19 protein-coding genes and 1 tRNA gene are annotated in these 24,370 nt (G+C 54.9%); 15 read left to right on the top strand and 5 right to left on the bottom strand.

Features of this window, described 5'->3' with window-relative positions:
• The first annotated feature begins 66 nt into the window (after window positions 1-66).
• From LVJ78_RS03795 to fabG, 9 genes are all read left to right on the top strand, one after another.
• Window positions 67-594 carry a phosphoribosyltransferase gene (locus LVJ78_RS03795; protein ID WP_132954899.1) on the top strand — a complete coding sequence of 176 codons (528 nt, stop codon included), beginning with the start codon at window positions 67-69 and terminating at the stop codon, window positions 592-594.
• Window positions 595-830: 236 nt separating this feature from the next.
• The gene (plsX, locus tag LVJ78_RS03800; RefSeq protein ID WP_132954900.1) at window positions 831-1,895 is read left to right on the top strand and encodes a phosphate acyltransferase PlsX; all 1,065 of its coding nucleotides are present in this window, start codon (window positions 831-833) and stop codon (window positions 1,893-1,895) included.
• A gap of 194 nt (window positions 1,896-2,089) precedes the next feature.
• Complete coding sequence (locus LVJ78_RS03805; RefSeq protein WP_132954901.1) at window positions 2,090-3,049, top strand: beta-ketoacyl-ACP synthase III; 960 nt, start codon at window positions 2,090-2,092, stop codon at window positions 3,047-3,049.
• A gap of 418 nt (window positions 3,050-3,467) precedes the next feature.
• Entirely contained in the window at window positions 3,468-4,769 is a 1,302-nt protein-coding gene (locus tag LVJ78_RS03810; protein ID WP_165870945.1) for a DUF1294 domain-containing protein, read from the top strand.
• Between the two features lie 317 nt (window positions 4,770-5,086).
• Window positions 5,087-5,950 (top strand): hypothetical protein, encoded by an 864-nt coding sequence (locus LVJ78_RS03815; protein ID WP_132954903.1) that lies wholly within the window; start codon window positions 5,087-5,089, stop codon window positions 5,948-5,950.
• Between the two features lie 171 nt (window positions 5,951-6,121).
• On the top strand, window positions 6,122-6,874 hold the full coding sequence (locus LVJ78_RS03820; RefSeq protein WP_244802570.1) for an IS5 family transposase: 753 nt from the start codon (window positions 6,122-6,124) through the stop codon (window positions 6,872-6,874).
• Between the two features lie 119 nt (window positions 6,875-6,993).
• Complete coding sequence (locus LVJ78_RS03825) at window positions 6,994-7,746, top strand: IS5 family transposase (protein WP_244802559.1); 753 nt, start codon at window positions 6,994-6,996, stop codon at window positions 7,744-7,746.
• A gap of 128 nt (window positions 7,747-7,874) precedes the next feature.
• Window positions 7,875-8,801: an ACP S-malonyltransferase gene (gene fabD / locus LVJ78_RS03830; protein ID WP_132953623.1), complete on the top strand. Its 927-nt coding sequence runs from the start codon at window positions 7,875-7,877 to the stop codon at window positions 8,799-8,801.
• 175 nt (window positions 8,802-8,976) lie between these two features.
• A complete protein-coding gene (gene fabG, locus LVJ78_RS03835; RefSeq protein ID WP_132953624.1) occupies window positions 8,977-9,723 on the top strand; it encodes a 3-oxoacyl-ACP reductase FabG in 747 nt (248 codons plus the stop codon).
• Window positions 9,724-9,977: 254 nt separating this feature from the next.
• On the opposite strand, the gene hisD is transcribed toward fabG, so the two are convergent.
• From hisD to LVJ78_RS03855, 4 genes are all read right to left on the bottom strand, one after another.
• The gene (hisD, locus tag LVJ78_RS03840; RefSeq protein ID WP_132953625.1) at window positions 9,978-11,270 is read right to left on the bottom strand and encodes a histidinol dehydrogenase; all 1,293 of its coding nucleotides are present in this window, start codon (window positions 11,268-11,270) and stop codon (window positions 9,978-9,980) included.
• A 39-nt stretch (window positions 11,271-11,309) separates the two neighbouring features.
• Window positions 11,310-12,434 carry an NYN domain-containing protein gene (locus LVJ78_RS03845; protein ID WP_207894290.1) on the bottom strand — a complete coding sequence of 375 codons (1,125 nt, stop codon included), beginning with the start codon at window positions 12,432-12,434 and terminating at the stop codon, window positions 11,310-11,312.
• A 1-nt stretch (window position 12,435) separates the two neighbouring features.
• A complete protein-coding gene (gene hisG / locus LVJ78_RS03850; RefSeq protein ID WP_132953627.1) occupies window positions 12,436-13,104 on the bottom strand; it encodes an ATP phosphoribosyltransferase in 669 nt (222 codons plus the stop codon).
• A 63-nt stretch (window positions 13,105-13,167) separates the two neighbouring features.
• The gene (locus LVJ78_RS03855; protein WP_132953628.1) at window positions 13,168-13,812 is read right to left on the bottom strand and encodes an SCO family protein; all 645 of its coding nucleotides are present in this window, start codon (window positions 13,810-13,812) and stop codon (window positions 13,168-13,170) included.
• 466 nt (window positions 13,813-14,278) lie between these two features.
• Here LVJ78_RS03855 and LVJ78_RS03860 point away from each other — a divergent pair.
• Window positions 14,279-14,363, top strand: a tRNA-Leu gene (locus LVJ78_RS03860).
• A gap of 259 nt (window positions 14,364-14,622) precedes the next feature.
• Here the strand turns inward: LVJ78_RS03860 and tkt are convergent.
• Window positions 14,623-16,614, bottom strand: coding sequence for a transketolase (tkt, locus tag LVJ78_RS03865; RefSeq protein ID WP_132953629.1), 1,992 nt, complete (start codon window positions 16,612-16,614; stop codon window positions 14,623-14,625).
• Between the two features lie 200 nt (window positions 16,615-16,814).
• Here tkt and LVJ78_RS03870 point away from each other — a divergent pair, with 200 nt between their 5' ends.
• The 5 genes from LVJ78_RS03870 (at window position 16,815) to LVJ78_RS03890 (ending at window position 24,140) form a co-directional block, all read left to right on the top strand.
• Window positions 16,815-18,299: an FAD-linked oxidase C-terminal domain-containing protein gene (locus tag LVJ78_RS03870; RefSeq protein ID WP_132953630.1), complete on the top strand. Its 1,485-nt coding sequence runs from the start codon at window positions 16,815-16,817 to the stop codon at window positions 18,297-18,299.
• A gap of 51 nt (window positions 18,300-18,350) precedes the next feature.
• Window positions 18,351-19,196 carry a DUF817 domain-containing protein gene (locus tag LVJ78_RS03875; protein ID WP_132953631.1) on the top strand — a complete coding sequence of 282 codons (846 nt, stop codon included), beginning with the start codon at window positions 18,351-18,353 and terminating at the stop codon, window positions 19,194-19,196.
• Window positions 19,197-19,219: 23 nt separating this feature from the next.
• Window positions 19,220-20,302: a glycolate oxidase subunit GlcE gene (glcE, locus tag LVJ78_RS03880; protein WP_132953632.1), complete on the top strand. Its 1,083-nt coding sequence runs from the start codon at window positions 19,220-19,222 to the stop codon at window positions 20,300-20,302.
• Window positions 20,303-20,540: 238 nt separating this feature from the next.
• Entirely contained in the window at window positions 20,541-21,767 is a 1,227-nt protein-coding gene (glcF, locus tag LVJ78_RS03885) for a glycolate oxidase subunit GlcF (protein WP_132953633.1), read from the top strand.
• Window positions 21,768-21,962: 195 nt separating this feature from the next.
• Window positions 21,963-24,140 carry a malate synthase G gene (locus tag LVJ78_RS03890; RefSeq protein WP_132953634.1) on the top strand — a complete coding sequence of 726 codons (2,178 nt, stop codon included), beginning with the start codon at window positions 21,963-21,965 and terminating at the stop codon, window positions 24,138-24,140.
• The last annotated feature ends 230 nt before the right edge of the window (window positions 24,141-24,370 follow it).

Raw genomic sequence — 24,370 nt, forward strand, 5'->3', positions numbered from 1 at the left:
TCGTTTATCTGCCGGCGGCTGCCGTTTGAATCCGGCTCTTCCGACGCCTTCACAATGTGAACCATCATGAAAAAGAAAATCTGGTATACCTACGATGAAATTCATCATGTTATCAAACAGCTTGCTGCCAAAATTCAGGCGGCCGACACGCCTTACGATGCCATGATTGCGATCGGCGGCGGCGGTTTTATTCCCGCCCGTATTTTACGCTGCTTTCTGGATATACCGATTTATGCCGTGACCACTGCTTATTACGACAGCGACAACGAAGGGCAAACCACCGAATCTGTGCGCAAAATCCAATGGATTGACCCGCTGCCGAGCGAATTGCGCGGCAAAAACGTGCTGGTGGTGGATGAGGTGGACGACAGCCGCACCACGCTCGAATTCGTGCTCAATGAATTGGCGCAAGAAGATTTCGGCACCATCGGCATTGCCGTGCTGCATGAAAAAATCAAGGAAAAAGTGGGGCAGCTGCCTGCAAATATGCCTTATTTCAGCGGCCTTACCGTGGAAGACTGGTGGATCAACTATCCGTGGGATGCAGAAGACATCGACGAACACAACCGCTTGGCCGCCGAGAGCCGCGCGTAATACCCATTTTAAAAACAATCTGGCGCGATTTGACCTGTTTTGACCTGCTATTTGCATTGTCTGAGGCTCGCCGCTTTGCGGCTGTGTCCGGGTTGGGTGTCAGTCTGTTCAGACGGCCTTGTGATATTATCGAGCATTACCAAAAGGCCGTCTGAACGGTATTTTCAATTATTTCCCTGCCCGACAGACATTTGAGCGCAAGCCTTGTGCCTGCAACAGGAATCGGGAGCAGCAGCATGCTTACTTTGGCCGTAGATGCCATGGGCGGTGATGCCGGTTTGGCCGTAACCATACCGGGCGCACTTGCCTTTTTGAAACAACAACCCACCGCACGCCTGATTATGGTAGGTGATGAGGGGCAATTGCAATCGGCGCTGGCCGCCGCGCATGCGCCGATGGCGCGCATCGATATCCAACACGCCACGCAAGTGGTGGCGATGGATGAAGCGCCTCAGCTGGCGTTGAAAAACAAAAAAGATTCTTCTATGCGCGTGGCCATTAATCAGGTAAAAGAGGGCAAGGCGCAGGCTGCCGTGTCTGCCGGCAACACCGGCGCGCTGATGGCTACCGCCCGTTTTGTGCTCAAAACCATTCCCGGCATCGAGCGGCCGGCCATTGCCAAATTTCTGCCCTCGGCAGGCGATCACATGACGCTGATGCTCGATTTGGGTGCCAATGTGGATTGCACGGCTGAGCAATTGGTGCAGTTTGCCGTGATCGGCGGCGAGCTTGTGCAGGCGCTGTATCCTGAAAAAGGCCGCCCGCGCATCGGTTTGCTCAATGTGGGCACGGAAGACATCAAAGGCACCGACACGGTGAAGCAAACTTTTAAGCTGCTCAAGGGCAGCGAGATGAATTTTGTCGGCAATGTTGAGGGCAATGCCGTGTTTGGCGGTGAAGTGGATGTGGTGGTGGCCGATGGTTTTGTGGGCAACATCATGCTCAAAACCATCGAAGGCGCGGTGAAATTTATGGGCGGCGCCATCAAGCAGGAATTTCAAAGCAGCCTGTTTACCAAAGCCGCCGCATTGGTGGCGCTGCCGGCTTTGCGCGGCTTTAAAAGCAAATTCGACCCGCGCCGCTTCAATGGCGCCATCTTTCTCGGCCTGCGCGGCGTGGTGATTAAAAGCCACGGCGGCACGGATGCCACAGGTTTTATGTATGCGCTCGAAGAGGCTTATTATGAGGCCAAAGCCGACAGCTTGACGAAAATCGAGCAGGGTGTGGCGGCGCAGCTTTCGGTGTTGACCGAAAGAAGGCTGGAAGCCGAACAAGCGGCTATGGCCAACAATATCGAATAAAATAGTTTCATTAATCAAGCATTTTCCGCGCCCACAAGGGCTTTCAGACGGCCTGGGCATGATGTTCAGGCCGTCTGAAACATTGAATTGCCGGCTATTTAGACCTTTTACTTAAATTGCGTGTATCTTGCATTGAGTAATCGGGGATGATTGGCTACAATCAGCCGTCTACGAAGTTAACCAAAGGCTGTGTCATGAAACACGCTAAAATTCTCGGCACCGGCAGCTATTTGCCGGCCAATCGTGTGAGCAACGATGATCTGGCTCAAAAAGTCGACACTTCTGATGAGTGGATTACCAGCCGCACCGGCATCAAATTCCGCCATATTGCCGCCGATAACGAGCAAACCAGCGATTTGGCTGTGGCCGCCGCCCGCCGGGCGCTGGATGATGCCGGCTTGGCCGCCGAAGATATCGACTTGATTGTGGTGGCCACCGCCACGCCCGATATGCAGTTTCCCGCCACCGCCACCATTGTGCAAAACAAGCTGGGCATGGCCGGCTGCCCCGCATTTGACGTGGCGGCGGTGTGCGCCGGCTTTATGTATGCGCTCACCACCGCCCATGCTTATATCAAAAGCGGCATGGCGCAAAAAGCGCTGGTGATCGGCGCGGAAACCTTCAGCCGCATTCTCGATTGGAACGACCGCACCACCTGCGTGCTGTTTGGCGACGGTGCCGGCGCCGTGGTGTTGGGTGCATCAGACGAGCCCGGCATTATCGGCGGTAAATTGCAGGCCGACGGCGCGCATTTGGGTTTGTTGAAAGTGCCGGCGCATATGGCCGGCGGCGAAATTTGCGGCAACCCTTATGTGGAAATGGACGGCCCGGGTGTGTTTAAATTTGCCGTGAAAACATTGGCCAAAGTGGCCGAAGAAGTGATTGCAGAGGCCGGTATCGGCGTGGATGAAATTGATTGGATTGTGCCGCACCAAGCCAACAAGCGCATTATCGAATCCACGGCCAAGCATTTGGGCTTGAGCATGGATAAAGTGGTGCTCACGGTGGATGAGCACGCCAATACTTCTGCCGCCTCCATTCCGCTGGCGCTGGATACGGGCATACGCCGCGGTCAAATCCAGCGCGGTCAAACCTTGCTGCTCGAAGGCATTGGCGGCGGCTTTGCTTGGGGTGCGGTGCTGTTGAAATACTGACAATGTGCACGCGCAGGCGGGCAAGAGGCGCTTGCGGTTTTGTTTACAATCGTGATTGATATTTCCGGCTGGGCGAACCCAGTGCCGGCTGCAGCTATGCCGGCTAAGTAAAAAACGTTGCTATCATCTAAGTTATCTTTATATAATCCCACCCTGCGGATAAAAAATACCCGCTTTTCATACGGGGAATCGCGCACATGTCATAGCTGTGCGCTGCATTTCATTAAAAAATAATAAGTCACACAATACGGCGGGTAAAACATTTCATGCAAAGCGCAAGGCGCGGCGGGAATGTGCAATCTATCCGTGATAATAAAAAATAATGAGCGGAAAACAATTACACTACGGAACCATTTCCCGTTGGTTTGCCAATCGGCGGGCGGGTGCTATTACAACGGAATATAATGGCACTTGCAGCGTGATTTTGTCGGCGGCAGAGCTGCCTGAAGATTACCAACATCCCCAAGTGGGCGACACCGTACGCTTTGCCATCGGGCGCGACAAACACGAGCGTTTGCATGCTTTTTCGGTGGAGCCGGTGTGGGATGAAGAGGCGAAAGATCTGCGCGTAGGCCGCCGCATCATCATTCGGCTGCATGAATGGGATATGCGGCAAAACGGCGGCTATGGTCTCTACGGCCCCATGCCTGTGTTTGTGTTGGGGCAGTTTCTCAACAGCCAGCTGCGCATACCCGAGCCCGGCGAGCCCTTGCGGGGCACGTTGATGGAATACAAGCCCGGCAGCTGGCTGCTGCGCGATGTGGATATTCTGGAGGAAGCCGACATTGCCGCCAAGCCGGTAACGGTTGCTGAAGCACCCACAGAAGAGGCGGCTGAAGTTGTGCCGACGGATATTGCCGAGCCGGACAAACAGCCCGATGTAGATACGGATTCGGCATCAGAGCCCCCGCAAAGCACCGATGTGGCAGCCGAGCCAATCAGCTCGGATGGCTCGTTTGCCGAAACGCCGGCTGAGATTGAAGCGCAAGGAGAAGTATTGTTGAATATCCATGCCGAGCCTATCGACATTGCCCAAGCATTGCCCAAAGAAAAAGCGCCGCCGCCTTTGCCTGCCAATACCGTGTTGCACGGCAGCGTTGCGTTTTGGGATGACGACAAGGGCTATGGTTTCATTCAGGCCGGCGCAAAGCGGCGCGATGTGTTTTTTCACGTTTCCGCTTACCATTACCGCAAACGCCGCCCGCAAATCGGCGACAAGGTCAGCTTTTTTTGCGACCGCCCGGTATCGGGGGAGCGGCAGAAAGCGGTTAAAGTGGTGCTTAGCGAGCATGAACACACGTTGGCGTCGGATGAAACCTACGACCAAAATCAGATGAGTTTGAATGTGCCTAAATTTTTGGCCTACAGCCTGATCAGCGGCGTTTATTTGGCGGTGCTATGGGTGATGTTGCCCAAGCTGGCGTGGGTTTACGGCGCGCTCAGCCTTGTGGCTTTGATGCTTTATGCGGCCGACAAATCGGCTGCGCTGGCCAATGCATCAGGCAAGCGCCGCCAGCGTACCGCAGAAAATACGCTGCACTTGTTCAGCATGTGCGGCGGCTGGCCGGGCGCGCTGGTGGCGCGTTCGCTGTTTAACCACAAAACCACCAAAGCCGGCTTTGTGCGCGTGTTTTGGCTGACTGTGGTAGCCAATATGCTGCTCACAGCCGCATTGTTAACTTACGGCGGTAACCACCCGTTGGTACAGTGGTTGCATTAGGGCGTCCTGACAATTCGTTTATGAGGGGGATTTCGCCCCTGAAAATGCATCTGCTGCGTTAAAAAGCCTCGCAAGGTGTCCAACCTTGCTGCGCTTTTCGTCTTGCAAGCACGCTTTTGCGCTCAAAATCTTACGCGCGGATGAATTGTGAACAGCCCCTAATCAGGCCGGATATGGCCGGCTTATGCCAAGTCTAAAAAATGAAGATAACCAAGCGGCGAGCCGCAGACCGTACAGCCAGCACGGCAAGGCGAGAAACGAAGCTAGGTTGTTTTTAGGTTTGGTCTGATTCGTTTATTGAGAGGAATCAACGCAAAATGCTGCCCACTTCTGCCTTGGCCGATATGTTTCCGGTGGTGATGACACCCAGCCACGACGGCAAATATTTTCACAATTACACGCTCTCTTTGCTCAATTTGGTGTCGTCTGCGGCGCAACAAGGCCTGTCTTTGCAGGTGTCGTTGCAAAGAGGCGAGAGTCTGATTACCCGCGCCCGCAATAATGCTGTGGCCAATTTTTTGGCCAACCCGCAATGGACGCATTTATTCTGGATCGATTCCGATATCGGCTTTTCGCCGCAAGCGGTTTATCGGCTGCTGTTGTCGGATTATGATGTTGCCTGTGGCGTGTATCCGCTCAAACATGAAAACTGGCCGCAAGAAGGCCTGCCGCAAGGCACCACCCAAGCGCAATTCGAAGCCGGATATAACCACTACACGGTCAATACCGGTGCGGTGAAGGATAATGGCGAAGTGCATCTGCATATCGGTGCAGACGGTTTTTTCGAAGTGGATGAAGCGCCCACCGGTTTTATGCTGATCAAGCGCAGCGTGTTTGAGCGCCTGATGGCGGCTTATCCCGAGCGGCAATATGTGCCCGACTCTTTGGGCGTGGACAATCGGGGTTTGCATTACCGCTTTTTTGATGTGATGATAGACCCCGAAAGCCGCCGCTATTTATCGGAAGACTACGGCTTTTGCCGCTTGTGGCGGGGCATAGGCGGCAAAATTTATGCCGATGCTAATTCCAACCTTTCCCATCAGGGCAGTAAGCTTTATCGGGGCAACTTTGCCGCGTCTTTGAGCACCAATCTTGCGGCGGCGGTGGGCGCGCCTGTAGGCAGCCAGATGTGGCTGCACGGCAGCGAATATTTGCAGCCGAATGAGCAAGGGCCTGAATAAGGCCGTCTGAAACGCCTGATGAATGAGTGATATCGAATCTAATCGTTGCCTCGTTATTTTTTAGATTCGGCACTAGGGCGTCCTGACAATTACTTGTCATAAAAATAATCAGATAAAAGAAAGGCAGATAAGTTAAAATTTTTGTCGCCAAACAAAACATACTTATCTGCCATGCCTCGAACACTACTCAAAGATGAATACTGGTCAAAGCTGTTAAACATTCTGCTCGATTTAGGCGTTTACCACAAGAAAAATCTGCGCCTCAAAATAGAAGGCATACTTTACCGCATCAGAACCGGCATACCGTGGGAAGACATCCCGCCGTTTTTCGGTAAAGGCAATTCCCTGTTGCGCCTCTTCCATAGATGGTCGGAGAAAGGGATTTTTCAAAGCATACTCAATGCCTTGACCGAATTCCCCGATATGGAATGGGTATTTATTGACGGCAGCTATGTCAAAGTCCACCAACATGCAGCGGCAACTGTTGGAGAGGCAGCCGCTATCGGCCACAGCCGTGGTGGCAATAGCACTAAAATTCATTTGGCTGTCGATGCCTGTGGAAACCCTGTAGGTTTCAAGGTCACATCGGGAACGGTTAATGACATTACTGCGGCACCGGAATTGCTGGATAGCGTAGATTTATCCTCAACCGAAGTGCTGACTGCCGACAAAGGTTATGACTCTGACGCTTTCAGGCAGTTGCTTGCCGATATGGGCATCAGGCCGAATATTCCTTATAAAAAAGACAGGGAGCGTCTGAATGTGTGTATGGATTGGTATTTGTATAAAGCGAGGCATTTGGTAGAGAATGCCTTTGAAAAATTGAAACATTTTCGTGCGGTTGCCACCCGTTACGATCGTTTGAAAAGGCATTATGAAAGCGTAGTTGCTTTAGCTTGTATTATGCTATGGCTGCCTTTATGACAAGTAATTGTCAGGACGCCCTAGGGCATCCTGACAATTACTTGTCATAAAAATAATCAGATAAAAGAAAGGCAGATAAGTTAAAATTTTTGTCGCCAAACAAAACATACTTATCTGCCATGCCTCGAACACTACTCAAAGATGAATACTGGTCAAAGCTGTTAAACATTCTGCTCGATTTAGGCGTTTACCACAAGAAAAATCTGCGTCTCAAAATAGAAGGCATACTTTACCGCATCAGAACCGGCATACCGTGGGAAGACATCCCGCCGTTTTTCGGTAAAGGCAATTCCCTGTTGCGCCTCTTCCATAGATGGTCGGAGAAAGGGATTTTTCAAAGCATACTCAATGCCTTGACCGAATTCCCCGATATGGAATGGGTATTTATTGACGGCAGCTATGTCAAAGTCCACCAACATGCAGCGGCAACTGTTGGAGAGGCAGCCGCTGTCGGCCACAGCCGTGGTGGCAATAGCACTAAAATTCATTTGGCTGTCGATGCCTGTGGAAACCCTGTAGGTTTCAAGGTCACATCGGGAACGGTTAATGACATTACTGCGGCACCGGAATTGCTGGATAGCGTAGATTTATCCTCAACCGAAGTGCTGACTGCCGACAAAGGTTATGACTCTGACGCTTTCAGGCAGTTGCTTGCCGATATGGGCATCAGGCCGAATATTCCTTATAAAAAAGACAGGGAGCGTCTGAATGTGTGTATGGATTGGTATTTGTATAAAGCGAGGCATTTGGTAGAGAATGCCTTTGAAAAATTGAAACATTTTCGTGCGGTTGCCACCCGTTACGATCGTTTGAAAAGGCATTATGAAAGCGTAGTTGCTTTAGCTTGTATTATGCTATGGCTGCCTTTATGACAAGTAATTGTCAGGACGCCCTAGGGTCTGTTCACATTTTATCTTGGGGCAATACCGATTCCAAAAAATGCTTGTCGGACAACGAAATATAATCGGGCGCTCAATGAATTGTTTTAAAGGATATCGAAATGAAATTTGCCTTTTTCTTTCCCGGCCAAGGCTCGCAAAGCTTAGGCATGATGAACGGTTTTGAAGGCCGCGCGGTGGTGGAGGCCACGTTTGATGAAGCCTCTGCCGCGCTCGGCCAGGATTTGTGGGCGATGATGAACGGCAGCGATGCCGCGCCCATCAATGAAACCGTCAACACCCAACCCTTGATGCTGGCCGCAGGCGTGGCCACTTACCGTGCTTATCTCGAAGCGGGCGGCAAAACGCCTGCCGTGGTGGCCGGCCACAGCTTGGGTGAATATAGCGCGCTGGTGGCCGCCGGTGCGCTTTCGTTTGCCGATGCGGTGAAGCTCGTGCGTTTGCGCGCCGAGCTGATGCAAAGCGCCGTGCCGCAGGGCGTGGGCGCGATGGCTGCTGTGTTGGGCTTGGATGATGATCAGGTGCAGGCCATTTGCGCCCAAACCGCACAAGGCGAAGTGGTGGAAGCGGTGAATTTCAATTCGCCCGGGCAGGTGGTGATTGCGGGCAATGTTGCCGCCGTTGAGCGCGCCATGGCCGCCGCCAAAGAAGCCGGCGCCAAGCGCGCGCTGCCCTTGCCCGTTTCCGTGCCCTCGCATTGCAGCTTGATGAAGCCGGCGGCAGAAAAATTGGCCGAGGCTTTGCAAGATGTGGTTATCCACACGCCGCAAATCCGCGTGATCCACAATGCCGATGTGGCCGCTTACGATGATGCCGATAAAATCAAAGATGCGCTGGTGCGCCAGCTTTACAGCCCCGTGCGCTGGACCGAAACCGTGAATGCGCTGGTGGCCGAGGGCATTGCAGAATCGGCCGAATGCGGCCCGGGCAAAGTACTGGCGGGCTTGGCCAAGCGCATCAACAAAGAAGCGGCCTGCACGGCGCTGACCAATGCGGAGCAAGTGGCGGTGTTTATCGAAGCACATTAAAGCTTGTTTACGCCGCATCGCGCGGGTAAAAGGCGGGCTGCTTCTCAGCTGTTCAGACGGCCTTTATGGTAAAGGCCGTCTGAACGCAGCGCACAAGCATTGATTTTCTATGTTTCAGACGGCCTGATGGATTATCAGGCCGTCTGAAACAGACTTCAACGAAAAAGGATATTTCATGAGTTCACAAGATTTAAGCGGCAAAATTGCCCTGGTTACCGGCGCATCACGCGGCATTGGTGCGGCCATTGCCGACACTTTGGCACAAGCCGGTGCCAAAGTGATCGGCACCGCCACTTCCGAAAATGGTGCGGCCGCGATTGGCGGGCGTTTGGCGCAATGGGGTGGCGAAGGCCGCGTGTTGGATTCGGCTGCTGCGGGCAGCATCGAAGCGTTGATTTCCGCTATTGAAAAAGAGCATGGCAAGCTGGATATTTTGGTGAACAATGCCGGCATCACCCGCGACAATCTCTTGATGCGCATGAAAGAAGAAGAGTGGGACGACATCATGCAAGTCAACCTTAAATCGGTATTCCGCGCCAGCAAAGCCGTGTTGCGCGGCATGATGAAGCAGCGCGGCGGCCGCATTATCAACCTCACTTCGGTGGTGGGCGTGATGGGCAACCCCGGTCAAACCAATTATGCTGCTGCCAAAGCGGGCTTAATCGGTTTTTCCAAATCGTTGGCGCGCGAAGTGGGCAGCCGCGGCATCACCGTCAATTGCGTGGCGCCGGGCTTTATCGACACCGACATGACGCGTGCCTTGCCCGAAGAGCAACGCGCTTTCTTTGAATCGCAAACCGCGCTCGGCCGCTTGGGCGATGTGCAGGATATTGCCGATACGGTGCTGTTTCTCGCCAGCGATCAGGCCAAATACATCACCGGCCAAACCCTGCATGTAAACGGTGGTATGTTGATGCCTTAAGCATTTGAATTAAAGAAAATATTTATAGTGAAATGCAAGAAAAAGTGATGCAAAACTACGCGCTATAATAGGTAGGTTGGGTTGCCAAACCCAACGTTTCAGACGGCCTATGGGCTTGTTGGGTTTTCAACCCAACCTACCCGCTGTATCACTTTTTCCTGCATTCCACTATATAACAAAAGGCCGTCTGAAAGATTTCTTTCAGACGGCCTTTTGTTTGTGCCAATAATCATTGAGCGGGCGGCTCGGTATCATCAATCCTTCAAACGGAATTCCGCTGCGCGTGCATGCGCGGTGAGCATTTCGCCGTGTGCCAAGGTGCTGGCGATTTTGCCCAGGCTTTGCGCACCGGCTTCAGATACTTGAATCAGGCTGGAGCGTTTTTGGAAATCGTATGTGCCCAGCGGGGAAGAGAAGCGGGCGGTGCGGCTGGTGGGCAACACGTGGTTCGGGCCGGCGCAATAGTCGCCAAGGCTCTCGCTGGTGTATTTGCCCATGAAAATCGCGCCGGCGTGGCGGATTTTGGGTGCCCATTCTTGCGCGTTTTCCACCGATAATTCCAGATGCTCGGGGGCGATATAGTTGGCGATTTCGCAGGCTTCATCCAAATCTTTGGCCAAAATCATCGCGCCGCGGTTGCCCAGCGAGGCTTCGATAATGGCGCGGCGGGGCATTTCTTGAATCAATTTATCCATGGCCGCTTGAACGTCATCGAGATATTGTTGCGAAGTGGCGATTAAAATGGCTTGGGCGATTTCATCGTGCTCGGCCTGGCTGAATAAATCCATCGCCACCCATTCGGCCGGCGTGCTGCCATCGGCAATCACGAGAATTTCAGACGGCCCTGCCACCATGTCGATGCCCACCACGCCGAACACGCGGCGTTTGGCGGCGGCCACGAAAGCATTGCCGGGACCGGTGATTTTGTCTACCTGCGGCACGGTTTCGGTGCCATAAGCCAGCGCGGCCACAGCTTGCGCGCCGCCGATGGTGAACACGCGGGTGACGCCGGCCACGAAAGCCGCGGCCAGCACGATATCGTTGCGCTCGCCGCCCGGCGTGGGCACTACCATGATGATTTCGGGCACGCCGGCCACATGCGCGGGCATGGCGTTCATAATCACCGAGCTGGGATAAGCGGCTTTACCGCCGGGCACATAAATGCCGACGCGGTCGAGCGCGCTGATTTGTTGGCCGAGCAGGGTGCCGTCTTCATCGGTGTAGTGCCACGATTGCATTTTTTGGCGCTGGTGGTAGCTTTCCACGCGGGCGGCGGATTGTTGTAAGGCCGTCTGAACGTTTGCGGGCAGGCGCTCGAAAGCGGCCTGCAAATCGGCTTGGGTAAGCGTGAGGTCGGCCATGCTTTGCGCCGAGGTGCCGTCAAAGCGATTGCTGTATTCGATCACGGCCGCATCGCCGCGCTTTTGCACATCGGCGCAGATATCGGCCACGATTTGATCGATTTTCGGGTCTTGCGCGGTTTCAAAAGCCAGCAGGGCTTGGAGCGCGCTTTGGAAGTCGGCAGATTGGGTGTTGAGCAGTTTCATGTTTTTCTCTGTGGATGTTCAATAAGGTAAGCGGTGCGTTCAGACGGCCTGTTTTCTGACGAAGCGGCCGACATTGCGCACAAATTCGCTGCGGCCTTTTTTCTCGAATTCGAGCCAATCGCTGTATACCGCATGCAGCACGGCTTTGGCGGTGTCGTGGCCGTAGTGTTTGGGGTCGAAGGCGGGCTCGAGCTGTTTGATTTTTTTGGCCACGCTCAAAATATTCGCCCAGCCCTCGGCATTGGCGCAGGCATCAACGGCGCTTTGGGCGACGGGAATCAGTTTGCTGAAAGAGGGCTTGGGCGGGGCATCGGCTTTTTTAGCGGCGGCGCGGGGCGCGGGTTTGGCCGTGGTGCCGGCCTTGGTGGCGGATGTTTTGGCGGCGGGGGCGCTGTCGGCGGCTTTGTCGCTGCTTTTGGCGCGTTTGCGCAATTTGAGCTGGTTGCTGCCATCGGTTTGGGTTTCGAAAATATCCAGCGATTTGATGAGGTCGGAGAGCTTGGAGAAGCCGTAGTTGCGGGCATCGAAATCGGAATTAACCTTGTTGACATAGCTGCCGACTGCGCCCAAGCCCGCCCAGCCGCTGTCGTCGGCGCTCTCTTTCAGGGCTTTGTAGAGCAGATTAATCAGCGCTTTGTCGATGGCGGCGAGGTTGCCGCTTTCATCGCTGGCTTTCGGGGCATTGGTGGTTTTGGCGGCGGCATTCTCGGGCTTGCCGTGGCCGGGGCGGAAAATTTCGGTGTAGATGAATTTATCGCAGGCTTTGCGGAATGATTCGGGTGTTTTTTTCTCGCCAAAGCCGTACACGGTGAGGCCGTTTTCGCGGATGCGGCTGGCTAAGCGGGTGAAATCGCTGTCGCTCGATACAATGCAAAACCCGTCGAACGTGTTGCTATAAAGCAAATCCATCGCATCAATCACCAGCGCCATATCGGTGGCGTTTTTGCCTTTGGTGTAGGCAAATTGCTGCACCGGCGTGATGGCGTGCGGCAAAAGCGCGGTTTTCCATTTGTTCAGGCCGCTGCTCCAGTCGCCGTAGATGCGTTTGACGCTGGCGATGCCGTATTTGGCGATTTCTTCGAGCAGGGCGTCGATAATGTCGGCCGGGGCGTTGTCGGCATCGATCAACACGGCGAGCTTGGCGGAATAATCGGGTTTGTTCATTTCAGACGGCCTGTGGCGTTTGCTTGCCGATGGCGCCGGCAAAGGCATCGATAATCGGCTGGATGGCGGCATATTTCACTTTCAGCGCGGCTTTGTTTACCACAAGGCGGCTGGAAATGTCGATAATGTGTTCTACCGCTTCGAGGTGGTTGGCTTTGAGCGTGTTGCCGGTAGACACTAAATCCACAATCGCATCGCTCAAGCCCACCAAGGGCGCCAGCTCCATCGAGCCGTAGAGCTTGATAATGTCCACATGCACGCCTTTGCCGGCGAAATGTTCGGCGGCAATATCGGGATATTTGGTGGCCACGCGCAAGCGGCAGCCCGGTTGCGAGGCGGCGGCATAGTCAAAACCTTTTTTCACCGCCACCATCATGCGGCATTTGGCGATTTGCAAATCCAGCGGCTGATAAAGGCCGCTGCCGCCATGCTCAATCAACACATCTTTGCCGGCAATGCCGAAATCGGCCGCGCCATATTGCACATAAGTGGGCACATCGCTGGCACGCACAATCACCAGGCGGATGTCGGGCCGGTTGGTTTGAATAATCAGCTTGCGCGATTTTTCCGGATCTTCCGCCGGCGTGATGCCGGCGGCGGCCAAGAGGGGCAGGGTTTCGTCGAAAATACGGCCTTTGGAAAGGGCGATGGTCAGATTGTTGTCAGACATGATGGCTTTCTTGATGAGGCCGTCTGAAACCTTGCTTTCAGACGGCCTGTGGCGGCAAAGCGCTTATTTTAGCAAAATCTTGAGGTCATCGGCGATTTGTGTGGCCGTGGTGCCGTAAGGCGCAAACACCGCCACCTCGCCCTCTTTATCGAGCAAATAAGTGCCGGCCGAATGATCCACCAGATAAACCTGCTCGGATTGCTGGCCGGCCTTGGCCGATACCACGCGGTATTGCTGCTTGATAATGGGCAGGCTCTGATCGCCGGTAACGGTGAGGCCGATAAAGGCCGGGTTGAATTGGCGCACATATTTGCCGATTAATTCCGGCGTGTCGCGCTCGGGATCTACGCTGGCGAAAATCACCGCCACATCTTTGGCCTGCTCGCCCAATTGCTTGAGGGCATCGCTATAAGTGAGCAGCTCGGTGGGGCAGATATCGGGGCAGTGGGTGTAGCCGAAAGCCAAAATCACCGCTTTGCCTTTGAGGCTGCTGAGGGTAAACGGCTTACCGTCGCCATCGGTCATGGTGAAGTCGCCGCCGATATCTTCTTTGCGCATATCGGTGCCGTGAAAGCTGCCGCCGGCTGCGGCAGCGGTTGAGGCTGCCTGTTCTGCCGGGGCAGGCGCTTGCGCCGCTTGTTGCGGCTGACAGCCTGCTAAAGCAAACAGGCCGGCGCTGAGGCTGAGGGCAATCCATTTTTTATTCATTTTTGATGTTCCTGTGTTGTTAAGGTATTCTGCCATTCGATTTACGGGTGCTTTTTGCTTTTGAAAAAACATGCTGCGTTGTCTGCATTTTCAGGGGAGAAACCCTTTATAAACGAATAGCCAGAGCAGCTTAGGGCTTGTTTGCATTTCACTTGCCGGCAAGATTTTGAGCCGATAGCGCGGTGTGATGAAATGCGAGTAAATCCTAACGCGTTGGCAATTATCAATCTTAGCGCGTTTATCCGCTTCAATATAGGCAAAAACCGCTTTTTTTCACAGAGTTTTGATGCAGGCAAAGCTTATTGTTTGTCGAGAAAGGCTTGATGCGGCGATATGCCATGTTCGGGGCGGAAATAAAATAACTTAAATGTCTATTTTTTTCAATAAATTAATAAAAAGCACGGAAAAATTCGCAGCCGGCGCTTTACAAGAAAAAAATTGCCGCTATAATAGCGTCTTCTTCACCGCCCAGGTGGCGAAATTGGTAGACGCAGGGGACTCAAAATCCCCCGCCGAAAGGTGTGTCGGTTCGAGTCCGACCCTGGGCACCAAATATAAAAAGCGCTTGAAATCAACGATTTCAAGCGCTTTTGCTTTGAGTGGCAATTTTGATTGAATATCGGTTTTGTTCTGCATTTAGGGTAGGTTCTACATTTTTTGCCGGCTTGGGTGCGGCAATGCAAGGTAGGCTGGAGCAAGGTTTGCGGCTGATTTTATTGAAAGGCATTGTGTTGTAAACGGTGGTGTTGGGTTGAAACAAAAGGCCGTCTGAAAGCAAAGCTTCAGACGGCCTTTTGTTGCTCCGGCTTATCAGGCAGACAATACGTTTTTCACTACTTCTACCACATGATCCACAGTGAAGCCGAATTCTTTAAACAGCAATTCGGCCGGCGCGGATTCGCCGAAGCGGTCGAGCCCGATAACCGCGCCGTTCAAGCCCACATATTTATACCAGCCGTCGCTCACGCCGGCTTCCACGGCGATGCGCGGCAGGCCTTGCGGCAGCACGCTTGCTTGGTATTGGGCATCTTGTTTGTCGAACACATTGGTGGAGGGCATAGACACCACGTTGACAAACACGCCCTGTTCGGCCAGCACGGTTTGTGCGTTGAGCGCCAATTCCACTTCGGAGCCGGTGGCGATAATCACCGCTTGCGCCGCGCCTTCTTCTGCGGCGCGGATCACATAGCCGCCGCGTTGGATGTCGGCCAGCTGCTGCGCGCTGCGGCTGATAAAGGGCAGGTTTTGGCGGCTGAAAATCAGGCAGCTCGGGTGATCGGCGGCTTTTACGGCTTCGGCCCAGGCCACCAGCGATTCGGCGGTGTCGCACGGGCGCCAAACGGCCATATTGGGAATCAGGCGCAGGCTGGCGGTTTGCTCCACCGGTTGATGCGTGGGGCCGTCTTCACCGAGGCCGATAGAATCGTGGGTGTAAACGAATATCGGGTTGATTTTCATCAGCGCGGCCATGCGCAGGGCGTTGCGGGCGTATTCGCTAAACATCAGGAATGTTGCGCCGAAAGGCTTTACGCCGCCGTGCAGTGCCAAGCCGTTCATGATGGCGCTCATGCCGAATTCGCGCACACCGTAGTGGATATAGTTGCCGCCGCTGTGCGGTTTGACCGATACGCTTTTTGACCAATCGGTGAGGTTGGAGGGGGTGAGGTCGGCCGAGCCGCCGACAAATTCGGGCAACACTTCGGCCAAAATTTCGATGCTGTTTTGGCTGGCTTTGCGGGTGGCGATTTTTTCGGCTTTGGTACACACTTCTTGTAAGGCCGTCTGAACATAAGCGTCGAAATTTTCGGGCAGCTTTTTATCCATGCGGCGGATAAATTCGGCGGCTTCGGCGGGGAATTTGGCTTGGTATTGCGCAAATAAATTATTCCACTCGTTTTCCAGCTTGGCGCCTTTTTCTTTGGCGTTCCACGCATCGTAAATTTCTTGCGGCACTTCAAACGGGCCGTAATTCCAGCCCAAATGTTTGCGCGTGGCTTCCAGCTCTTCCGCGCCCAAGGGCGCGCCGTGGGTTTTGTGGCTGCCTTCTTTGGTGGCGGCGCCTTTGCCGATCAGCGTTTTGCAGCAGATGATACTGGGTTTGCCGGTTTCGGCGCGCGCTTCTTCGATGGCGGCTTTGAGCGCGGCGGTGTCGTGGCCGTTGACATTGGGCACCACATGCCAGCCGTAGGCGGCGAAACGCTCGGGGATGTTTTCGGTAAACCAGCCGTCTACTTTGCCGTCGATGGAAATATTGTTGTCGTCATAAAGCACCACCAATTTGCCCAAGCCTAAGGTGCCGGCGAGCGAGCAGGCTTCGTGCGACACGCCTTCCATCAGGCAGCCGTCGCCCAAGAAAACATAAGTGTGGTGGTCGACAATATTGAGACCGTCTTTATTAAACTCTTCGGCCAGCAGTTTTTCTGCCAACGCGAAGCCCACGGCATTGGCAATGCCTTGGCCGAGCGGGCCGGTGGTGGTTTCCACGCCGTCGGTGTAGCCATATTCGGGGTGGCCGGGGGTGTTGCTGTGCAGCTGGCGGAAGTTTTTCAAATCATCGATGGAAACGTTGTAGCCGGTGAGGTGGAGCAGGCTATACAAAATCATCGAAGCGTGGCCGTTGGACAATACAAAACGGTCGCGGTTGTAGAATTTGGGGTTGGCGGGGTTGTGGTTTAAAAATTGTGTCCACAACACTTCGGCCATGTCGGCCATGCCCATCGGCGCACCGGGGTGGCCGGAATTGGCTTTTTGCACTGCGTCGGCAGAGAGGAAGCGGATGGCGTTTGCCAGTTGAGAAGCCATTGGGAATACCTTTTTTCGTTTGAGGTGGAAGCGCTGATTATCGCTTGAATTTTGGCTGCGTTCAAGCCGCAATCGGCTTTCAGACGGCATTTTTCGGGCTGCACGCGTTTGTTGAAAGCTGTTATGATTGCCATCAGTTTCAAGAGGCCGTCTGAAAGTTTCCAGCGGCTGCATCCAATAAACAAGGAATACTGAATACTATGGAACCGCAACCGCGCACGCCGCTTTCTGAAGCCGGGCGCCAAAGCCTGCTCGACACGCTGAAGCAGGAATGGCGGCAGCTGCATTTTCTCACTGAATTGTCCGAAATCACGCCTTATGAATGCGATGCGCTGGCGGCGTTTACGCAATTGCCGCTGGGCGTGGTGCTGCCGGAAAACGAAGCTCAAGTGCAAATGGTGTTGAAAACCTGTATGCGGCTGGGCATTGCGGTGGTGCCGCGCGGGGCGGGCACGGGGCTGGCCGGCAGCGCCATGCCCACCCCCGATGGGATTGTGCTCTCCACCGCCAAGCTCAATAAGATTGTGAACGTGAATCCGCAGGCGCGCACGGCCACGGTGCAGCCGGGCGTTCGCAATCTGGCCGTTTCCGATGCCGCCGCGCCGCATGGTTTGTATTACGCGCCCGACCCGTCGAGCCAATTGGCGTGCAGCATCGGCGGCAATGTGGCCGAAAATTCCGGCGGCGTGCATTGCTTGAAATACGGCCTCACGGTGAACAATGTGTTGAAAATCCGCGCTGTTACCATCGATGGCGGCGTGATTGAATTGGGCGGTGAAGGCTACGATGCGCCGGGGCTGGATTTGCTCACCGTGTTTATCGGCAGCGAGGGCATGTTTGCCGTGGTAACCGAAGTGGTGGTGAAGCTTGTGCCCAAGCCGCGCACGGCGCAGGTGATTATGGCGAGCTTCGACGATATGGGCAAAGCGGGCGATGCCGTGGCCGCCGTGATTGCCGCCGGCATTATTCCCGCCGGGCTGGAAATGATGGACGGCCCCGCCACCCGCGCCATCGACCGCTATTTGAATATCGGCTACGACACCCGCGCCGAAGCGATTTTGCTGTGCGAGTCTGACGGCACGGCCGAAGAAGTGGCCGAAGAAATCGCGCGCATGATTGCCGTGTTTGAGCAAAGTGGGGCGATTCGCATACAGGTGTCGCGCAACGAAATCGAGCGGCTGGCGTTTTGGTCGGGGCGCAAAAACGCCTTTCCCGCCGCCGCGCAAATGGCACCCGATTATTACTGCATGGACGGCACCGTGCCGCGCCGCTACATCAGCACGCTGTTGCGCAGCATTGCCGCCATGGAGGAGAAATACGGGCTGCAATGCATTAATGTGTTTCACGCAGGCGATGGCAATATGCACCCGCTGATTTTGTTTGATTCCGCGCAGGGGCAATGGCCGCAAGCCGAAGCCTTTGGCGCGGATATTTTGGAAGAATGTGTGCGCTTGGGCGGCACGATTACCGGCGAGCACGGCGTGGGCATCGAAAAAATCAACGGCATGTGCGTGCAGTTTTCCGAAGCCGAACGCGCCGCCTTTTGGGGCGTGAAATTCGCTTTCGACCCCAGCGGCTTGCTCAACGCCGATAAAGCCATTCCCACCAAAAACCGTTGCGCCGAATACGGGCGGATGCACATTCCGCGCGGGGCGATGAAGTTTCCCGATTTGGAAAGGTTTTAGGTTTCAGACGGCCTGTTGAATTCAGGCCGTCTGGAAGCAAAAAGGCAGCAGATGATCAATAAGCTCGACCGCTGGCTGATGCAGCATCCGCCGCGCCCTGATTTGCGCGGCGCTCGGCGCTTTTGCGTGGAATTTTGGTTTTTCGGGCTGAAAGAAGCGCGCGCCTGCCTGTTTGCCGGCTTGTTTTTTATCGCCATGTTTGCCGTTCCGCGCGGCGGTTGGCTGGGCGTGCCGCGCTATGATTTGCTGCTGGTGTTTGCGTTGGCGGTGCAGGCGGCGATGCTTTATTTTCGGCTGGAAACCTGGGATGAAATGAAAGCAATCACGCTGTTTCATGTGGTGGGCTTTGCGCTGGAAGTGTTCAAAACCTCGGGCAGCATCCAATCGTGGGCTTATCCCGATTTTGCCTACAGCAAATTGTGGGGCGTGCCGCTTTTCACCGGCTTTATGTATGCGGCGGTGGGCAGCTATATCATCCAGGCTTGGCGGCTGCTGGATTTGCGGATTAAAAGCCACCCGCCTTATTGGCTGGCCGCGCTCACCGCCGCGGCTATTTATGTGAATTTTTTCAGCCATCACTATATCGGCGATTACCGCTGGTATTTGGCGGCATTTGCATTAGGGCTTTATGCGCGCACCACGGTGTATTTCACGCCTTATGACCGCACACGCAAAATGCCGCTTTTGCTGGCTTTTGTGCTGATCGGCTTTTTTATCTGGCTGGCGGAAAACATCAGCACGTTTGCCGGCATTTGGCAGTATCCCAATCAAATCGGCGCATGGTCGTTGGTGCACATCAGCAAGTGGAGCTCATGGGCCATGCTGGTGATGATGACATTTGTGATTGTGGCGAATTTAAAACACATCAAACACACCATTGCGGTGTCGAAAGATTAAGGCCGTCTGAAAGAAAAATAATTATGGAACAAACCTTTATCCGAATGCGCGAGCAGATTCTGCATGCCACCCACCGCCACATTCCGCTGATTATCAAGGGCGGCGGCACAAAAGATTTTTATGGCGAACAAACGCGGCCCGAAAATGCCGATGTGTTGGACACACGCGAACACAGCGGCATCGTGGCCTACGATCCCGCCGAATTGGTGCTCACTGCGCGCGCCGGCACGCCGTTGGCGGAAATCGAAGCGGCCTTGTCTGAAAGCCGCCAAAACCTGCCGTTTGAGCCGCCGCATTTCGGAGACGGTGCAACCATAGGCGGCGCGGTGGCCGCCGGTTTGGCCGGCCCCAGAAGGGCACATGCGGGCGCGGTGAAAGATTTCGTGCTCGGTGCGCGCCTGCTCAATGGCCGCGGCGAGCACCTGCATTTCGGCGGCACGGTGGTGAAAAACGTGGCCGGCTACGATGTGGCGCGGCTTTTGGCCGGCTCGCTCGGCACGCTGGGCGTGATCACCGAGCTATCGCTCAAAGTGTTGCCGCAGCCTTTTGCCGAAGCCACGCTGCAATTTGAAAGCCGCGCCGCCGAAGCCGTGCCCACGCTCAATGCGCTGATGGGGCAGCCGCTGCCGCTCACTGCAAGCTATTGGGCAGACGGTGTGTTGAGCCTGCGCCTGTGCGGCACGGAGGCGGGGGTGAAAACCGCCGTTGAGCTTTTGGGCGGCGAGCGCATGAACGAAGCCGCTTCGCGCAGCTGGTGGCAAACCGTGCGCGAGCAGGCGCGGCCTGAATTTGATTTGAACGAAGGCGAGCGCTTGTGGCGCATATCCGTGCCCGACACCGCGCCCGTGGCCGATTCAGACGGCCTCTCGTCAATAGAGTGGGGCGGCGGCCTGCGCTGGTACCGCACCGGTGCTGCCGCGCGGGAAATGCGCGCGCTCGCGCAAAATGCCGGCGGCCATGCCACCCTGTTTCGCGGCGCAGCGGCGGTGGGCGAAACCGTGTTCACACCGCTGCCCGAAGCCTTGCTGGCCATCAACCAGCGCCTGAAGCAAAGCTTCGACCCGAGCGGCATTTTCAACCCGGGGCGGCTTTACCCCAAGCTTTAACCATGTTTTTCCCGGCTTGATGCAGCAAATCCAATGTTGAAAAAACAGGCATAATACCAATTCAAAAAAGTAAGCTAACAAGGCGGCGAGCCGAAGACAGTACACCTAGTACGGCTAGGCGAGCCAACGAAGTTAGGTTATTTTTTTGGATTGGTATAAAAGCTTTCAGACGGCCTTCAGAATGGTTGTTTGAAACATGCTCAGGCCGTCTGAAAACAAAAAAACGGAAACAACCACCATGCAAACCCATCTGGCTGATTTCATCAAACACACGCCGCGCGGTAAAATTGCCGACAAAATTCTGCAAACCTGCGTGCATTGCGGCTTTTGCAACGCCACATGCCCTACCTACCAGCTCACCGGCGACGAGCTCGACGGCCCGCGCGGGCGCATCTATCAAATCAAGCAAGTGCTCGAAGGCATGAGCGCCACGGTGCAGATTCAAACCCACCTCGACCGCTGCCTCACCTGCCGCAATTGTGAAACCACCTGCCCTTCGGGCGTGGAATACGGCCATTTGCTCGACATCGGCCGCAGCGAAGTGGAAAAGCAGATCGGCCGCCCGCTGCCGGAAAAAGCCCGGCGCGAAGCCTTGCGCAGGCTGATGCTCAACCGAACTGCGTTTGAAAGCACTTACCGCGTGGCGCAAACCCTGCGGCCGTGGCTGCCGCAAAAGCTGCGCGGCAAAGTGATGGCCGAAAAAGCCGCCGGCATCATTCCGCAAAACGCCCGGCCGCGCAAAATGATTATGCTCGAAGGCTGCGTGCAGCCGGGCATGTCGCCCAATATCAACGCCGCCACCTTGCGCGTGCTCGATAAGCTCGGCATCCAATTGCAGCGCCCGCAAAACGCAGGCTGCTGCGGCGCGATTAATCTGCACATGGGCGCCGAAGCCCAAAGCCTCAACGACATGCGCCGCAACATCGATGCTTGGTGGCCGTTGCTGGAGCAGGGCGCAGAAGCCTTGTTAATCAACGCCTCAGGCTGCGGCGCAACGGTGAAAGAATACGGCTATCATCTGCAACACGATGCACAATATGCCGAAAAAGCCGCAGCCATCAGCGCCGCGGCCAAAGATATTGTGGAAATATTGGCCGCCGAAACCGAAAATATCCAAGCCAAGCTGCCGGCAAATCTGCCCGCGCACACCATCGCCTACCACCCGCCCTGCACGCTGCAACACGGCCAAAAGCTCAAAGGCAGCGTGGAAAGCCTGTTTGCCGAATTGGGCATTACTGTGCTGCTGCCGCAAGACGCGCATTTGTGCTGCGGCTCGGCCGGCACTTATTCTTTTTTCCAACCCGAATTGTCGCAACAATTGCGCGACAACAAATTAAGCCGCTTAAACGCGCTCAAACCCGATGTGGTTTTATCGGCCAATATCGGCTGCATCGGCCATCTGGCGGGCGGCACGGCTACGCCGGTGATGCATTGGATTGAATATTTGGATGAGCAGATGCAGTAAGGCGCAAATCAAAAGGCCGTCTGAACCATATGGCTTTCAGACGGCCTGAACCTTTGAAAAGGCCGTCTGAAACAAGAGCTTTCACTCCACTACAGAAGCGGGCAAGCTATGGATTATTCTTCAGATTAGTGGTATTTTGCCGATAAGCTTTGATGGATAAGCCCACATCAGAAAAAGAACATTAGGAGAATTCAAATGGCATATAGCTATATCCCCGCCGCCGATTTGCAGGTAGACAAAAATCTGTATCAATTTATCGAAAAAGAAGTGTTAGCCAAGCATCCGGCCGTAGAAGCCGTGGCATTTTGGCAAGGCTTTTCCGATTTGGTGCATAAATTTGCGCCGCTCAACCGCGATTTGCTCGAAAAGCGCGACCGCATCCAGCTGCAGATCGACCAATGGCACCGCAACAATCCGGGCCCGGTGGCCGATTTGGCGGCTTATAAAACTTTTTTGAACGAGCAGGAATATCTGGTCGACACGCCGTTGGATTTTAAAATCGCCACGGAAAATGTCGACCGCGAATTGGCCGAGCAGGCGGGGCCGCAGCTGGTGGTGCCGATTAACAATGCCCGCTATGCCTTAAATGCCGCCAATGCGCGCTGGGGCAGCCTGTATGACGCGCTCTACGGCACCGATGCCATCGATCAAAGCGGCGATTTGGCGCTGGGCAAGGGCTATAATCCGGTGCGCGGCGATGCGGTGATTGCGTTTGCCCGCGATGTGCTCGACAGCAGCATTCCCTTGGCGGCCGGCAGCCATAAAGACGTGGTGGCTTATCAGGTGAAAGCAGGCCGTCTGAATGCCAAATTGAACGACGGCAGCGAAAGCGGCTTGGCTGCGCCCGAATTATTCGCGGGCTACAACGGCAGCGCCGATGCGCCCACATCGTTATTGTTTTTGCACAACGGCCTGCACATCGATATTTTAATCGACAAAAGTAGCCCTATCGGCGCGCAAGATCCGGCAGGTGTGAAAGATGTCATTCTCGAAGCCGCGCTCTCCACCATTATGGATTGCGAAGATTCGGTAACGGCGGTGGATGGCGAAGACAAAGCGCTGGTGTATGCCAACTGGCTCGGTTTGATGAACGGCACGCTGGTGGAAGAAGTGCACAAAGGCGGCCAAACCTTCACCCGCACGCTCAATCCCGACCGCGAATACACCACACCCGACGGCAGCGGCACATTCAAGCTGCCCGGCCGCTCGCTGCTGTTTATCCGCAATGTCGGCCATTTGATGACCACGCCGGCGGTGCTCGACAAACACGGCAATGAAATTCCCGAGGGCATACTCGACGGCGTGATGACCGCGCTGATTGCGCCATTCGACCTCAACCGCAGCGAAAACACCAACAGCCGCTCAGGCTCGGTGTATATCGTGAAGCCGAAAATGCACGGCCCCGAAGAAGTGCGCTTTGCCAATAATTTGTTTGCCGCGATTGAAACGCTGGCCAAGCTGCCGGAAAACACCCTCAAAATGGGCATTATGGATGAAGAGCGCCGCACTTCGGTGAATTTGGCCGCCTGCATTTACGAAGCGCGCGAGCGTGTGGTGTTTATCAACACCGGCTTTCTCGACCGCACCGGAGATGAAATGCACACTTCCATGCTGGCCGGCGCGATGGTGCGCAAGGGCGACATGAAAGCGAGCAAATGGATTCAGGCTTATGAATTGAACAATGTGCAGGTCGGCCTGCAATGCGGCCTGCCGGGCAAAGCGCAAATCGGCAAAGGCATGTGGGCCATGCCCGATTTGATGGCCGAAATGCTCAAGCAAAAAATCGGCCACCCCAAATCGGGCGCCACCACCGCTTGGGTGCCCTCGCCCACCGGCGCCACGCTGCATGCGCTGCATTATCATCAGGTGAATGTGTTTGATGTGCAAAAAGAATTGCTTGCGCAAGAGCCGAAAGCTTATCTGGATGATTTACTCACCATTCCGGTGGATGCGGCGCGCAATTGGTCGGCAGAAGAGATTCAGCAAGAGCTCGACAACAATTGCCAAGGCATTTTGGGCTATGTGGTGCGCTGGATCGAGCAGGGCGTGGGTTGCTCGAAAGTGCCCGACATCCACAATGTGGGCTTGATGGAAGACCGCGCCACCTTGCGCATTTCCAGCCAACACATTGCCAACTGGCTGCTGCACGGCGTGGTGAGCGAAGCGCAGGTGCGCGAAACGCTGGCGCGCATGGCCGCGGTGGTGGACGGCCAAAATGCCGGCGACCCGTTCTACACGCCCATGGTCGGCCGCTTCGACACTTCGCCTGCATTTTTGGCGGCTTGCGACTTGGTGTTTAAAGGCACCACGCAGCCCAGCGGCTACACCGAGCCGCTGCTGCACCATTGGCGCCGTGTGGCCAAAGCGCAGTAAATAAAGGAATAAGGTTTGATGTAAACGTTTTGCATCAAACACACCGCAGGCCGTCTGAAAGCTTTCAGACGGCCTGCGGTTTTATGGGCAGCAACAGCGTAGGGTGGGTTGATAAACCCAAGGTTTCAGACGGCCTTTGGATTTGTTGGGTTTGCAACCCAACCTACCCGACGCATCACTTTTTTTATGCATTCCACTATAATACCAATCCAAAAAAATAACCTAACTTC

This window comes from Uruburuella suis (assembly GCF_022870845.1).
GTDB classification, from domain to species: domain Bacteria; phylum Pseudomonadota; class Gammaproteobacteria; order Burkholderiales; family Neisseriaceae; genus Neisseria; species Neisseria suis.